This window comes from Streptomyces sp. AJS327 (assembly GCF_013450295.1).
In the GTDB taxonomy this organism is placed as follows: Bacteria; Actinomycetota; Actinomycetes; order Streptomycetales; family Streptomycetaceae; genus Streptomyces.
Window position 1 is genome coordinate 1,386,139 of the sequence record NZ_SKBR01000002.1, and the last position, 14,533, is coordinate 1,400,671.

Here is a 14,533-nt window from a genome sequence, read left to right on the forward strand (position 1 = left end):
CCCCAAGTACTGTGCCGCCGCCTGATGTTGACGGCGTAAACATAGACGGTGGCACTCGATGTTTATGCTGTCAACATCGGGCAGGATGAGGGGATGGACGGTGCGGGCGGCTACGCGAGGGCACACCCCGGCAAGGGCGGGTACCACCACGGCGACCTGCGGAACGCCTTGCTGGAGGCCGCCACCCAGCTCGCCCGGGACGGCGGCCCGGAGGCCGTGGTGCTGCGGGCGGTGGCGCGCCGGGTGGGGGTCTCACCCACCGCCGCCTACCGGCACTTCTCCAGTCAGGCCGACCTGCTGGACGCGCTGAAGGATCGCAGTCAGCGGCGGCTCGCCGAGGCCATGGAGCGCGCCGCCGAGGGGGCGCCCGAGGCGCTGCCGCCCGGGGAGCGGATGCGGGCCATCGGGCGCGGCTACCTCCGTTTCGCGCTCGCCGAACCGGGCCTCTATCGGGTCTGCTTCTGCCGCACCCGGCCCGACCGGGGAGCGGGGGAGGAGTGTCCCGACGTGGAGCGGGGGCAGTGGATGCACCGCTCCTTCCAGATCCTGGTCGAGGCGCTGGACGCCATCGAGGCGTCCGGGTGTATGCGCCCCGGGGTGCGGGAGGGTGCGGAGACCGCGGCCTGGGCCGCCGTGCACGGACTGGCGATGCTGCTGCTGGACGGCCAGCTCACCGGCCTGGGGGAGCGGGAGCGGGACGCGCTCGTGGACCGCTGTGTGGACGCCGTGGTCGCCGGGCTCGTCGTGCCCTGAGCCGTCCGATGTCGCCCGGCTCTCCGCGCTTCTGGGTGGCCGGGGCCGGGGTCCGGGCGCGCGGGACCGCTCCCTGGTGCGGGGTCACCCGGCGGCGTGTCCGGAATAGGGTGTTTTGGGGTATAGGTGTAGAAACGTAGATGTGACGGATACGGTCCCGGGCGGCAGACGGTGAGCGCGGTGGACGCGCACTCCCGCGCGGTGCTCGCCAAGGCGCACCGGGAGAACTTCCCCGTCGCCCCCCGCTTCCTGCCCCGCCAGTGGCGCGCCGACCTGATGGCCGTCTACGGCTACGCCCGGCTCGTCGACGACATCGGCGACGGCGACCTCGCCCCCGGCGGCCGGGACGCCACCCTCCTCGGGCTCGACCCCCGTCAGGCCGCCGACCCGCTCGTCCTCCTCGACGCCTTCGAGGCCGACCTGCGCCGGGTGTTCGCGCCCTCGGCCGACGCCGGACCCGGCCCGCCCCGGCATCCGCTGCTCGCCGCGCTGGTGCCGACCGTCCGCCGGAACGCGCTGGACCCCGCCCCCTTCGTGGCGCTGATCGACGCCAACCGGCAAGACCAGAAGGTCCGGCGCTACGAGACCTTCCACGACCTCACGGGCTACTGCGAGCTGTCGGCCAACCCCGTCGGACGGCTCGTGCTGGCCATCACCGGGACCGGCGGCGAGGAGCGGATCCGCCGCTCGGACGCGGTCTGCACCGGCCTCCAGATCGTCGAGCACCTCCAGGACGTGGCGGAGGACCTGCGCCGGGACCGGGTGTACCTGCCCGCCGAGGACCTGCGGCGCTTCCGGGTGTCCGAACGGGACCTCGGACAGCCCACCGCGAACGCCTCCGTCCGCGCCCTGATCGCCTACGAGGCGGAGCGGGCCCTGCGCCTGCTCGACGAGGGGGCCCGGCTGGCCCACGACGTCACCGGCCGCCTCCGGCTGCTGCTCGCCGGGTTCACCGGGGGCGGCCGGGCCGCCGTCCGGGCCATCCGGGACGCCCGGTTCGACGTGCTGCCCGGCGCTCCGCGCCCCACGCGCCGCGGGGTGCTGCGCGAGACGGCGGCGATCCTGCGCGGAGAGGGGTGAACCGTGCTCGCGACCCGGTCCGTCTCGCCGTCCTCGCCGCCCGTGGTGGCCGCCTACCGGTACTGCGAGGTGGTGACCGGGCAGCAGGCGCGGAACTTCGCCTACGGCATCCGGCTGCTGCCCCCCGCCAAGCGCCGCGCGGTCTCCGCCCTCTACGCCTTCTCGCGGCGCGTCGACGACGTCGGGGACGGCCCCCTCCCCACCGAGGTCAAACAGCGAAGGCTGGACGAGAACCGCGTCCTCCTCGCCCGCCTGCGGGAGGGGGCGATCGCCGAGGACGACACCGACCCGGTCGCCGTCGCGCTCCACGACGCCACCACCCGCTTCCCCATCCCCCTCGACGGCCTGGACGAACTCGTCGACGGCGTCTCGATGGACGTGGCCGGGCGCCGCTACGGCACCTGGGAGGAGCTGCGGGACTACTGTCGCTGCGTCGCGGGGGCCGTCGGCCGGCTGACTCTCGGGGTCTTCGGGACGCCGCCGGGCGCACTGGGTGCCGAGCACGCCCCCCACTACGCCGACACCCTGGGGCTGGCCCTCCAACTCACCAATATCCTCCGGGACATCAGGGAAGACGCTGAGCACGATCGCACCTACCTACCAGCGGAGGACCTTGAGAAGTTTGGCTTCCCCGGCGGCATCCCCTGCTTCCCGCCCCCGTCTGGCCGGTTCCCCACCGGCCCCGGGGCGGACGCCGACTTCGCCGGGCTGGTCCGCTTCGAGGCGCGGCGCGCCCGGTCCCTGTTCACCGAGGGCCTGCGGCTCCTGCCGATGCTGGACCGGCGCTCGGGCGCCTGCGTCGCCGCCATGGCGGGGATCTACCAGCGCCTGCTGGGGCGCGTCGAGGCCGACCCGGAGGCCGTGCTGCGCGGCCGGGTGTCGCTCTCCGCGCCGGAGAAGATCTACGTCGCCGCCCGCGGGCTCGCCCGTACTGACGCGCGCAGGGTGGCCAGGGCGGACGTCCCATGACGGCGCGGAGCCCCGCGTGACGGCCCGTGCCATCCCCGGCCCCAGCACCGCGGGCGGGGGCGTGGTGGTCGTCGGCGGTGGCCTCGCGGGCGCGGCCGCCGCCCTCCGGCTGGCGGACGCCGGGGTCCGGGTGACCCTCGTCGAGGCGAGGCCCCGCCTGGGCGGACTGGTCTTCTCCTTCGAACGCCGTTCCCCAGCCGGGGAGTTGACGGTCGACAACGGACAGCACGTGTACCTGCGCTGCTGCTCGGCCTACCGCTGGCTGCTCCAGCGGATCGGCGCCTCCGGCCTCGCCCCGATCCAGCCCCGGCTGGACGTCCCGGTGCTCGACGCGGCCCGGGGCCGGATGAGCCACCTGCGGCGCACCGCCCTGCCGGTCCCGCTGCACCTGGCCCCCGGGCTCGCCCGCTACCGGCACCTGACGTTCGCGGAACGGATCGCGGCCGGGCGCGCCGCGCTCGCGCTGCGCCGCCTCGACCCGGCCGATCCCACGCTGGACGAGGTGGACTTCGGCAGCTGGCTGCGGAGAGCGGGACAGTCCCCCCGCGCGGTGGAGGCGCTGTGGGACCTGGTCGGGGTCGCGACGCTCAACGCCCCCGCCCCCCGCGCCTCGCTGGCCCTGGCCGCGATGGTCTTCCGGACCGGCCTGCTGTCCACGCCCGACGCCGCCGACATCGGGTGGGCCCGGGTCCCGCTCGGCGAGATCCACCACACCCGCACCCGCGCGGCGCTCGACCGCGCGGGCGTGCGGACGCTGCTGCCCGCCAGGGTCCGCGAGATCGTCCCCGGCGAACGGGGCGGCTGGGTGGTCGCGGTGGAGCGCGGACGGACACTGACGGAGCACGTCGCCGCCGGGGCGGTCGTGCTCGCGGTACCCCCGCGTCCCGCGCACGACCTGCTGCCGCCCGGCGCGCTCTCCGCCCCCGAACGGCTGCTGCGTCTCGACACCGAACCCATCCTCAATCTTCACGTGATCTACGACCGGCCCGTGCTCCGCGGGCCGTTCCTGGCCGCGCTCGGCAGCCCCGTCCAGTGGGTCTTCGACCGCACGGAACCCTCCGGAACACGGGGCCCCGGGCAGTATCTGGCGGTCTCCCAGTCCGTCGCGGCGGGGGAGATCGACGAGCCGGTGGCGACGCTCCGACGGCGTTACCTCCCCGAACTGGAACGGCTGTTCCCGGCCGCGCGCGGCGCGCGGGTCCGCGACTTCTTCGTCACCCGGGAACGGACGGCCACCTTCGCCCCGATTCCGGGGGTCGCGAGGCTTCGGCCGGGGGCGCGCACGGGGGTCCCCGGTGTCTACCTCGCGGGCGCGTGGACCGATACTGGCTGGCCAGCAACGATGGAGAGCGCCGTGCGCAGCGGAGCGACCGCCGCGCGGGAGGCACTGATCGCGCTGGGCCGTCCGTATGACAAGGATCCGATGCCAGGCACGGAAGGAAGGACGGTGGCATGAGCGCCACGCATCTCACCAGCTCAGCCAGTTCAGGAATGTCCGACGGCACCGTCAGCGACAATCGCAGAGGAGACCCCGTGACCCCGGCGAACCAGCGCACCCTGGTGGACAACGCGAGCGTCAAGGCGCTGCTGGCACGGGGGCGAAAGCTCGCCACACCGCCGCTGCGCGCCGCCGTCGCCCGCCTCGCCCCTCCGATGGACACGGTGGCCAGCTACCACTTCGGCTGGATCGACGCGGACGGGCGGCCGTCCGAGGGGGACGGCGGCAAGGCGGTGCGCCCGGCGCTCGCGCTGCTGTCCGCCGAGGTGGCGGGTGCCGAGCCGGAGGCCGGTATCCCGGGCGCCGTCGCCGTCGAACTCGTCCACAACTTCTCGCTGCTGCACGACGACCTGATGGACGGTGACGAACAGCGCCGCCACCGGGACACCGTCTGGAAGGTGCACGGACCGGCGCAGGCCGTCCTGGTCGGCGACGCGCTCTTCGCGCTCGCGAACGAGATACTGCTGGAACAGGGCACCGCCGAGGCGAGCCGCGCCGCGCGCCGCCTCACCCGGGCCACCCGGCGGCTGATCGACGGTCAGGCCCAGGACATCTCCTTCGAGCACCGCGAGCAGGTCACCGTCCAGGAGTGCCTGGAGATGGAGGGCAACAAGACCGGGGCGCTGCTCGCCTGCGCCGTCTCCATCGGCGCGGTGCTCGGCGGGGCCGACGAGGAGACCGCCGACTTCCTGGAGTCCTACGGCCACCACGTGGGCCTCGCCTTCCAGGCCGTCGACGACATCCTCGGCATCTGGGGCGACCCCGACGCCACCGGCAAACAGACCTGGAGCGACCTGCGGCAGCGCAAGAAGTCCCTCCCGGTCGTCGCGGCGCTCGCCCAGGACGGACCGGCGGCCGAACGGCTGGGCACCCTGCTGCGGGCCGACGCGGGCAAGAGCCAGGCCGAGTTCGAGGACTTCGACGAGGACCAGTTCGCCGCCCGCGCCGCGCTGATCGAGGAGGCCGGGGGGCGGGAGTGGACCTCCCAGGAGGCGCAGCGGCAGTACACCTCGGCGCTCGCCGCCCTGGACAAGATCGAGATGCCGGACCGGGTGCGGGAGGAACTGACCGCCCTCGCCGACTTCGTCGTCGTACGCCAACGATGAGCAGACCGGACGGCGTCTGACGCCGGACGCCGCGGAAGGGAAAGCGATGACCGCCACCACCGACAGCGCCCCGGAAACCGACAGCCCGGCCACACTCGCCGAACGCGCCGCGTCCCGCGCCGTCCAGCACCTGCTGGAGCGGCAGGACGACGCGGGCTGGTGGAAGGGCGACCTCGAAACCAACGTCACCATGGACGCCGAGGACCTGCTGTTCCGGGAGTTCCTCGGCATCCGCGACGAGCGCGGCACCGTGGCGGCGGCCCGCTTCATCCGCGCCCGGCAGCGGGCCGACGGCACCTGGCCGGTCTTCCACGGCGGACCCGGCGACCTCTCGGTCACCGTGGAGGCGTACGCGGCCCTGCGGCTCGCCGGGGACGCGCCCGACGCGCCGCACATGGCGCGCGCCGCGGCGTGGGTCCGCGAGCACGGCGGCGTCGCGCGCACCCGGGTCTTCACCCGCATCTGGCTGGCGCTGTTCGGCTGGTGGCCCTGGGACCAACTGCCCGAGATCCCGCCCGAGATGATCTTCCTGCCCCGCTGGTTCCCGCTGAACATCTACGACTTCGGCTGCTGGGCCCGGCAGACCATCGTGCCGCTCACCGTCGTCGCCGCCTACCGGCCGGTCGCGCCCGCCCCGTTCGGCCTGGACGAACTCCACCGGGACCCGAACCGCCCGGTGCCGCCCGGCCACCGGGCGCCCCTCGCCAGCTGGGACGGCGCCTTCCAGCGGATCGACGGCGCGCTGCGCGGCTACCGGCGGGTGGCGATCCGCCCGCTCCGCCGGGCCGCGCTGAAGGCGGCGGCCCGCTGGATCATCGAACGCCAGGAGAACGACGGCGCCTGGGGCGGCATCCAGCCGCCCGCCGTCTACTCGCTGATCGCCCTCCGGCTGCTCGGCTACGACCTGGACCACCCGGTGATGCGGGCCGGTCTCGCCTCCCTGGACCGCTACGCCGTCTGGTACCCGGACGGCTCACGGATGGTCGAGGCGTGCCAGTCCCCGGTCTGGGACACCTGCCTGAGCGTCATCGCCCTCGCCGACGCGGGGGTCGAACGCGACCACCCCGCGTTGCTGCGGGCCGCCGACTGGCTGCTGGGCGAGCAGGTCACCCGGACCGGCGACTGGTCCGTCCGGAAGCCCCAACTGCCCCCCGGCGGCTGGGCGTTCGAGTTCCACAACGACACCTACCCGGACGTCGACGACACCGCCGAGGTCTGCCTCGCGCTGCGCCGCGTGGACCACCCCGACCAGCGACGCGTGGACGAGGCGGTGACCCGCGCGGTGCGCTGGACCGTCGGCATGCGCTCCCGGGACGGCGCCTGGGGCGCCTTCGACGCCGACAACACCAGCCCCTTCCCCAACCGCCTCCCCTTCTGCGACTTCGGCGAGGTCATCGACCCGCCCTCGGCCGACGTCACCGCGCACGCCCTGGAGATGCTCGCCGCCGAGCGCCGCGCCGGCGAGCCCGCCGCCCGCCGCGCCGTCAGCTGGCTGCTCGCCGCGCAGGAGACGGACGGCAGCTGGTTCGGACGCTGGGGCGTCAACTACCTCTACGGCACCGGCGCCGTGCTCCCCGCCCTGGTCGCCGCCGGGATCCCCACCGGGCATCCGGCCGTCCGGCGAGCCGTGCGCTGGCTGGAGTCCGTCCAGAACGAGGACGGCGGCTGGGGCGAGGACCCGCGTTCCTACACCGACGGTCACTGGGCCGGGCACGGCGGCTCCACCGCCTCCCAGACCGGCTGGGCACTCATGGCGCTCCTCGCCGCCGGGGAGCGCGCCTCGGCCGCGACCGAACGCGGCGTCACCTGGCTCGCCGAGGCCCAACACGAGGATGGCGGCTGGGACGAACCACAGTTCACCGGCACCGGCTTCCCACGGGACTTCTCCATCAACTACCACCTGTACCGGGCGGTGTTCCCGCTCACCGCCCTCGGCCGGTACCTGCACGGCGACAGACCGGCCCCCCGGACCCCCTGATGGCCGCGCCATCGCAGCTCCCGGTCTCCCCGCCCGCGCACCCCGCCCCCCGGCTCCTGCTCGCCTGCGCGCTCGCCGTCGAGCGGGCCGCGCTGCGCGCGGGCGCGCGCCGGGCGGTACCCGGCGAAGCCGCCCCGGCGGTGCTCCGTACCGGGATGGGCGGACGGGCCGCCCGCCGGGCGGTCGCCCAGACACTCGGTCGCGAGCCGTTCCCCGGCGCCGCCGCCGTACTGGCCACCGGGTTCTGCGCGGGCCTGGCGCCGGGCATGCGCCCCGGCGACCTGGTGGTCGCCTCGGAGACCCGGGAGGACGGCGCCGCGATCCGCTGCTCCGCGCCGGAGGCGCTGGCCGCCGCCCTCGCGCCGTACGGCACCGTGCACACCGGTCCGCTCGCCGGCACCCAGCGGCTGGTGCGCGGCGCCGCCCGCGCCACGCTCCGCGCCGGGGGCGCGATCGCCGCCGACATGGAGTCCGCGGCCACCCTCGACGCCGCCCGCGCGGTCCGTCCCCGTGCCCCGGACGGCGCCCCGCGCCCGGTCGCCGCCGTCCGGGTGGTGGTGGACGCCCCCGGACATGAACTGGTGCGAATCGGGACACTGCGAGGTGGGATATCGGCGTACCGCACACTCCGCGACGCTCTGCCCGCATTCATCGAATGGCACCGATCCCTGCTGCTCCCCCGGAGGTGAGCACGGCATGGCCATGCCGCTTCGTCAGACTCTCCGCATCGGTACCTACCTCCTCCACCAGCGCCTCCGCCGCCGGGAACGCTTCCCGCTGATCGTGGAGCTGGAGCCGCTGTACGCCTGCAACCTGTCCTGCGAGGGCTGCGGCAAGATCCAGCACCCGGCGGGGGTGCTCAAACAGCGGATGCCGGTGGCCCAGGCGGTCGGCGCGGTCGTGGAGTGCGGCGCGCCCATGGTCTCCATCGCCGGAGGCGAGCCGCTGATGCACCCGCACATCGGCGAGATCGTGCGGCAGCTGGTCGCCCGCCGGAAGTACGTCTTCCTCTGCACCAACGCGATGCTGCTGCGCAAGAAGATGGACGAGTTCACGCCCTCCCGCTACTTCGCCTTCGCGGTGCACGTCGACGGACTGCGCGAGCGGCACGACGAGTCGGTCGCCAAGGAGGGCGTGTTCGACGAGGCGGTGGCCGCCATGCGGGAGGCCAAACGGCGCGGCTTCCGGGTCACCACCAACTCGACCTTCTTCAACAACGACACCCCGCAGACCGTCGTCGAGGTGCTCGACTTCCTCAACGACGACGTGGGGGTGGACCAGATGATGATCTCCCCCGCCTACGCCTACGAGAAGGCGCCCGACCAGGAACACTTCCTCGGCGTCGAGCAGACCAGGGAACTGTTCGGCACCGCCTTCTCCGGCGGCAACCGGCGCCGCTGGCGGCTCAACCACAGCCCGCTCTTCCTCGACTTCCTGGAGGGCAAGGCCGACTTCGCCTGCACCGCCTGGGCCATCCCCAACTACTCGCTCTTCGGCTGGCAGCGCCCCTGCTACCTGATGAGCGACGGCTACGTGCCCAGCTACCGCGAACTGATCGAGGAGACCGACTGGTCGGCGTACGGCCGCGACCGCGACCCGCGCTGCGCCAACTGCATGGCGCACTGCGGGTACGAACCGACCGCCGTGCTCGCCACCGTCGGATCGCTCCGGGAGTCGCTGCGCGCCGCCCGGGAAACCGTCAGCGGTCCCCGGTGAGCGTCCCCGCCCGCACCGGAGCCCCGCCCCGCGCCCCGTACCGGGGGGCGCGGGGGCGATGACCGGCTTCGACCTCACCGCCCTCCTCGCGGAACGCGGCGCCGAGCGGTACGAGCTGCACCGGCGGCACCTCAACCACCAACTGCCGCGCATGCTCCACACGATCGGCTTCGACCAGGTCTACGAGCGTGCCGAGGGCGCCTACTTCTACGACGCCGAGGGCCGCGACTACCTCGACATGCTCTCCGGCTTCGGCGTGATGGCCCTCGGCCGCCACCACCCGGTGGTGCGCCGGGCGCTCCACGACGTACTGGACGCGGAGCTGCCGGACCTCACCCGCTTCGACTGCTCCCCGCTGCCCGGCCTCCTCGCGGAGCGACTGCTCGCCCACGCCCCGGGGCTGGACCGCGTGTTCTTCGGGAACAGCGGCACCGAGGCGGTGGAGACCGCGCTCAAGTTCGCCCGCCACGCCACCGGCAGACCCCGCGTCCTCTACTGCCCGCACGCCTTCCACGGACTGACCACCGGTGCCCTCTCGGTCAACGGGGAACGCGGATTCCGGGCGGGCTTCGAGCCGCTGCTCCCGGACACCCCGGTGCCGCTGGGCGATCTGGCGGCGCTGGAGAGGGAGTTGCGGCACGGCGACGTGGCCGCGCTGATCGTCGAACCCGTGCAGGGCAAGGGGGTGCGCCCGGCGCCCCCCGGCTACCTCCGGGCGGCGCGCGAGCGCCTGCGCCGGCACGGGGCGCTGCTGATCGTCGACGAGGTGCAGACCGGGTTGGGCCGTACCGGGGACTTCTTCGCCCACCAGCACGAGGAGGGCGTCGACCCGGACCTGGTCTGCGTCGCCAAGGCGCTCTCCGGCGGCTACGTCCCGGTCGGCGCGACACTCGGCAAGGAGTGGATCTTCAAACGCGTCTACTCGTCCCGGGACCGGGTCCTGGTGCACTCCGCCAGCTTCGGCGCCAACGCGCAGGCCATGGCGGCCGGACTGGCCACCCTGGCCGTACTGGACGACGAACGGCTCGTCGAACGGGCCCGCGACACCGGGGAGTTGCTCCGCTCCCGGCTCGCCGCGCTAGTCGGCCGGTACGAGCTGCTGCACGAGGTGCGCGGCCGGGGGCTGATGATCGGGATCGAGTTCGGCCGCCCCGACTCGCTGCGGCTGCGCGGCCGGTGGTCCGCTCTCCAGGCCGCCCGCAAGGGGCTGTTCGCGCAGACCGTGGTGGTGCCGCTGTTGCGACGGCACCGCGTCCTGACCCAGGTCTCCGGCGACCACCTCGAAGTGATCAAGCTCCTGCCGCCGCTGATCATCACCGAGCGCGAGGTGGACCGCTTCGTGGACGCGTTCACCCAGCTGATGGACGACGCCCACGAGGGCGGCCTGCTCTGGGAGTTCGGCCGTACCCTGGTCAGACAGGCGACCCTCGGCTGACCCGCCGGTTCCCGAACCGGGGGCAGCCGACGGGAGTTCGCCGGTCAGTCCGTCAGCATCCGCTCCCGCAGCCGCCGTTGGTCCTCCGGGCCGAACCGCAGACCGTCGCTGAGATAGCGCTCCACTCCGCCCCAGACCTCGTCGATGGTGGCGTACGCGGCGTCGAGGTAGGTGGCCCGGGCGTCGAACAGCGGCGCCAGCAGCTCCATCACCTCGGCCGACATCCCCGCGCTCGACGCCTCGCTGCGGCGCACCCGATACCGCCGGTGCGGGGAGTTGGACGCGAGGTAGTCCGTCTCGATCGCCTCGCGCTCGACGCCCAGCGCCAGCAGCGTCACCACGACGGACAGCCCCGCCCGGTCCTTGCCCGCCGCGCAGTGCATCAGCGCGGGGACGCTGTCCTCGGCGAGCGCGCGCAGCACGCGGCCGTGCTCCGCGGTGCGGCCCCGGATGATGCTCCGGTAGGAGGCGATCATCCGGTCGGCCGCCTGGCCGTCCGCCAACACGGCCCGGAGCTGGTCGAGTTCGCCGTCCCGCACCATGACCCAGAACTCCGCGCCCTCGGCCGGGTCCGTCAGCGGGAGGTTGACGTTCCGGACCCCGGGGAGCGTGACGTCCGGCCCCTCCAGCGCCTGGTCGGCGGAGTTGCGGAAGTCGAAGACGGTGTGCAGCCCGAGACCGCCGAGGAAGGCCGCGTCCTCCTCCGTCGCGTGCGCAAGATGGCCGCTCCGGTACAGCACGCCGGGGCGCACCCGGCGGCCGTCGACGGTGGGCAGCCCGCCGAGGTCGCGGAAGTTGCGGACTCCGGTCAGCTGCGGTTCGACGGGCTGCGCGGACTGCTGGCTCACGCTGTCGCTCCTCGGGTCTGCGGGACGGGGACGCGGCCGACGATACGGCACGGGTGCGGGGGCCACACGAGGCCGAGGGGCACCGGGGCACAGACCACCGCCACCCTCTTCCGAGGGACGGCACGTCCGAAAATCCGTCAGTGCGTGCCCTTTTGTGTCACTCGTTAGAAGGTGGCGCGGGGTAGCGAATCCGGCATCGACGCACGGAAAGGGCGGAGGTGCGAGCTAGCGTGGCAACGGTGCTCACGCATCCGCCGGTGCGTGCGCACCGTCCGTCACGTCCGACGCGGGCCCCGGCCCGTCATCGCACAACCGCCGTCCCCCACCGACCTGTTCGCTCCCCACTCTTCCCCATGACCGCTACTTCATTCCGACCGGCCGCACCCCGGTCCGCGCACCACCGCCCCGCCCCCGCCCCACCGGCGCGCGTCCCTGGGCGCCGGTCACCGGCTCCGTCGGCCCCGCGCGGCCCGGCCGCCGGTGCGGACCCGCCGCGCGCGTACGGAGCGGCCCGCTCCTGACCTGAGCCGGGCCCGCTCCGCGACCCCGCGGGGTCTCCGGGAGCGACCGGCCCCGTTACCCCGCACGTCCCCGCACTCCAGCTCATCCGACGCACCCGTCCTTTCCCCGAGGAACCCGATGCCCGACACGACGAGTCACCCGGCGCGAGAGAACAGCGAGAGGAGGCTGACCGCGTCCGGCGGAGCGGGCCCGGCTCCGGACCTCCGGGAACCCTCCTCGACCTCCGGCCCGCCCCCGACGGCGGGCGCGAGACCCCGCGGCTCCGGCGACCACCCCCGCACGCCCCCGCCCTCCGGGCCCCGGGAAGCCCCCGGCCCCGGGCGCCGCCGGGCCGACGCGGCCCCGACCGAACCGCCGGGCGCCCCCGGCGACCGGGAGACACCGCTCGCCGGGCGGGTACCCCGGGAGAACGGTGCGGGCGACGCCCGGTCCCGCCACCGGCTGGTGCGGCTGGCCGTGCTCCCCGCGGCCGCCGTCCTCCTCGTCGGCGCCGCCGCCGTCACCGTCCTGGTGTACCTGGGCGGGGTCGCGCTCACCGGGCCGCGCGCGCTGCCCGTCGGGGTGGCGCTCGCCACCGCGCTGCTACTGGCCAGCCTGATCATGATCGGTGCGGGGCGGACCGCTGCCGCTCAGGCCGCGTGGACCGCCGAGCGCTGCACGGCGCTGCGCCGCGGCACCATGCGGGGGCAGGCGGAGCTGCGGGCGCTGCGGCGCGGACTCGAACAGGGCGAGGCGCCCCGGGTCACCCCGCCGCCCGCCGCCCCCGGCCCGGCCGCCGACTCCCTGGACCTGCTCGGGCACGAACTCGCCCTCGCCCAGCGCACGGCGGAGATCGCGCTGGTGGAGGCGGTCCGGCTGGCGCGCGCCGGAGCGGAGGAGTGCGAGGAGAAGGTCGAGGTCTTCGGGAACCTCGCGCGGCGTCTCCAGTCCCTGGTGCACGGCGAGATCGAGCTGCTGGACGAGCTGGAGTGCGACAGCGAGGATCCGGCCCTGGTCAAGAGCCTGTTCGCGATCGACCACCTGGCCACCAGGACCCGGCGGCACGCGGAGAACATCGCGGTGCTCGGCGGTTCGCCCTCGCGTCGCCAGTGGACCCGGCCGATCGCCATGGTGGAGGTGCTGCGCGCCGCCGTGTCGGAGGTCGAGCAGTACCCCCGGGTGAAGCTCACCCTGCCGGTCGAGGGCACCCTGCGCGGTCACGCGGTCGCCGACGTCGTCCATCTGCTGGCCGAGCTGATCGAGAACGCCACGGTCTACTCCGGTCCCCGCACCGAGGTGCTGCTCCGGGCCCAGTACGTGACCGCCGGGCTCGCCATCGAGGTGGAGGACCGGGGCCTGGGCATGACCAGGGCCGAACAGGACCGGATGAACGCGGTGCTGAACGGCTCGGCCCGGCGCGAGGTGGCGCGGCTGCTGCACGACGGCCGGATCGGGATGTTCCTGGTGGCGTCGCTGGCCCGGCGGCACGACCTGGTGGTCCAGCTGCGCGGCAACATCTACGGCGGGGTGCAGGCCGTCCTGGTGGTGCCGCCCAGCCTGCTGGGCGCGGAGCCCGAGTCCCGGGAGCCGGGCGCCGCCGAGGGCGGCTCGCGGTACCAGCCCGCGCTGCTCGCCGGTCCGCACGCCCACCCCGAGGGGCAACCGGCGGACGAGAGCGAGCCGTTCACCACCGGCGGCGCGGCCGCGCGCTCCGCCCCGGCCGCCGGCGCCCGGCACGCCGTCCGTCCCCTGGGCTCCCGTGCCTCGGGCCGCCCCCCGGCCATGGACAGCAGCACGCTGCCCGGGCTGCGGGCGCCCGCGCCGGTCGACGCCGTCCGCTCCGGAGCCGTCCAGCACGCGCTCGCGGCGGACGGCGGGGACCGGCCCCGGCTGCCGAAGCGGCGGCGGCAGGAACACCTGGTGACGGAGTTGCGGGAACCAGCCCGGCAGGCGGCCCAGGAGGACCCGGAGGAGACGCACGACCCCGGGCTGATGGCCGCCTTCCGCACCGGCATCAGCCGCGCGGAGCGGGAGGTGGGCCCCGAGCGGTCCGCCGAGACGGAGCGGGGCCGCCCCGCCGAACGTCTCCCGTACTCCGTCGCCGAGGAGCACGAGCACGGCACCCATCCCGTTCGCTAGGGCACCCGCCCCGGACCCTCGGGGCTCGTCAGGCGAGCCCGCGGGGCGGGGGCGCTGCCCGGCACGCACACAAGGAGCACAGAGCGACCATGGTGAGCGAATCGCCAGCCCGTCACGGCAGCGACCTGTCGTGGCTGCTGACCGGGCTCGTCGAACGGGTCCCGCACGCGCGCAGCGCCGTGCTGCTGTCCTCGGACGGCCTGGTGAAGGCGGCGCACGGCCTCGAACCGGACACCGCGGACCACGCGGCGGCGCTCGCGGCCGGGCTGTACTCCCTCGCGCGCAGCGCGGGCGTCCGGCTGGGCGAGGGGGGCGAGGTGCGGCAGGTGGTCGTGGAACTGGACACCTCGCTGCTCTTCGTCTCGACGGCCGGGCGCGGCACCTGCCTGATGGTGCTGGCCGGTACGGGAGCGGACGCGGCGGTGCTGGGCTACGAGATGGCGACGCTCGTCAAGAGCGTCCGGCCCCTCCTGGAGACGCCGCCTCGCCAGCCCGTGGGGGGCTGAGTCC

General features: G+C 74.7%; 12 protein-coding genes. 11 read left to right on the forward strand and 1 reads right to left on the reverse strand.

The annotated features are described in order from the left end of the window. Positions 1 to 48 precede the first annotated feature (48 nt). From E0L36_RS15575 to E0L36_RS15615, 9 genes are all read left to right on the forward strand, one after another. On the forward strand, positions 49 to 753 hold the full coding sequence (locus tag E0L36_RS15575) for a TetR/AcrR family transcriptional regulator (protein ID WP_308416772.1): 705 nt from the start codon (positions 49 to 51) through the stop codon (positions 751 to 753). Between the two features lie 171 nt (positions 754 to 924). Continuing rightward, positions 925 to 1,833 carry a squalene synthase HpnC gene (gene hpnC / locus E0L36_RS15580; protein WP_180929619.1) on the forward strand — a complete coding sequence of 303 codons (909 nt, stop codon included), beginning with the start codon at positions 925 to 927 and terminating at the stop codon, positions 1,831 to 1,833. A gap of 3 nt (positions 1,834 to 1,836) precedes the next feature. Then, positions 1,837 to 2,802 (forward strand): presqualene diphosphate synthase HpnD, encoded by a 966-nt coding sequence (gene hpnD / locus E0L36_RS15585; protein ID WP_180929620.1) that lies wholly within the window; start codon positions 1,837 to 1,839, stop codon positions 2,800 to 2,802. 16 nt (positions 2,803 to 2,818) lie between these two features. Then, entirely contained in the window at positions 2,819 to 4,258 is a 1,440-nt protein-coding gene (gene hpnE / locus E0L36_RS15590) for a hydroxysqualene dehydroxylase HpnE (RefSeq protein WP_308416773.1), read from the forward strand. A 77-nt stretch (positions 4,259 to 4,335) separates the two neighbouring features. Beyond that, positions 4,336 to 5,406 (forward strand): polyprenyl synthetase family protein, encoded by a 1,071-nt coding sequence (locus E0L36_RS15595; RefSeq protein WP_308416809.1) that lies wholly within the window; start codon positions 4,336 to 4,338, stop codon positions 5,404 to 5,406. A 46-nt stretch (positions 5,407 to 5,452) separates the two neighbouring features. Next, on the forward strand, positions 5,453 to 7,384 hold the full coding sequence (gene shc / locus E0L36_RS15600; protein WP_180929621.1) for a squalene--hopene cyclase: 1,932 nt from the start codon (positions 5,453 to 5,455) through the stop codon (positions 7,382 to 7,384). Further along, on the forward strand, positions 7,384 to 8,073 hold the full coding sequence (locus E0L36_RS15605) for a 1-hydroxy-2-methyl-2-butenyl 4-diphosphate reductase (protein WP_180929622.1): 690 nt from the start codon (positions 7,384 to 7,386) through the stop codon (positions 8,071 to 8,073). The genes shc and E0L36_RS15605 overlap by 1 nt, the downstream gene beginning before the upstream one ends. Positions 8,074 to 8,080: 7 nt before the next feature. Then, a complete protein-coding gene (gene hpnH, locus E0L36_RS15610) occupies positions 8,081 to 9,100 on the forward strand; it encodes an adenosyl-hopene transferase HpnH (protein WP_180929623.1) in 1,020 nt (339 codons plus the stop codon). Between the two features lie 58 nt (positions 9,101 to 9,158). After that, positions 9,159 to 10,535 (forward strand): aspartate aminotransferase family protein, encoded by a 1,377-nt coding sequence (locus tag E0L36_RS15615; protein WP_180929624.1) that lies wholly within the window; start codon positions 9,159 to 9,161, stop codon positions 10,533 to 10,535. 44 nt (positions 10,536 to 10,579) lie between these two features. On the opposite strand, the gene E0L36_RS15620 is transcribed toward E0L36_RS15615, so the two are convergent. Continuing rightward, the gene (locus E0L36_RS15620) at positions 10,580 to 11,383 is read right to left on the reverse strand and encodes a tyrosine-protein phosphatase (RefSeq protein WP_180929625.1); all 804 of its coding nucleotides are present in this window, start codon (positions 11,381 to 11,383) and stop codon (positions 10,580 to 10,582) included. Between the two features lie 639 nt (positions 11,384 to 12,022). Here E0L36_RS15620 and E0L36_RS15625 point away from each other — a divergent pair. Beyond that, entirely contained in the window at positions 12,023 to 14,023 is a 2,001-nt protein-coding gene (locus E0L36_RS15625) for an ATP-binding protein (protein ID WP_180929626.1), read from the forward strand. A gap of 89 nt (positions 14,024 to 14,112) precedes the next feature. Continuing rightward, complete coding sequence (locus E0L36_RS15630) at positions 14,113 to 14,529, forward strand: roadblock/LC7 domain-containing protein (protein ID WP_180929627.1); 417 nt, start codon at positions 14,113 to 14,115, stop codon at positions 14,527 to 14,529. Positions 14,530 to 14,533 lie beyond the last annotated feature (4 nt).

Bases quoted from the DNA above. Each gene is read 5' to 3' on its own strand.
- E0L36_RS15615 (WP_180929624.1), top strand. From the start codon at position 9,159: ATGACCGGCTTCGACCTCACCGCCCTCCTCGCGGAACGCGGCGCCGAG.
- shc (WP_180929621.1), top strand. From the start codon at position 5,453: ATGACCGCCACCACCGACAGCGCCCCGGAAACCGACAGCCCGGCCACA.
- E0L36_RS15605 (WP_180929622.1), top strand. From the start codon at position 7,384: ATGGCCGCGCCATCGCAGCTCCCGGTCTCCCCGCCCGCGCACCCCGCC.
- E0L36_RS15630 (WP_180929627.1), top strand. From the start codon at position 14,113: ATGGTGAGCGAATCGCCAGCCCGTCACGGCAGCGACCTGTCGTGGCTG.
- hpnH (WP_180929623.1), top strand. From the start codon at position 8,081: ATGGCCATGCCGCTTCGTCAGACTCTCCGCATCGGTACCTACCTCCTC.
- E0L36_RS15625 (WP_180929626.1), top strand. From the start codon at position 12,023: ATGCCCGACACGACGAGTCACCCGGCGCGAGAGAACAGCGAGAGGAGG.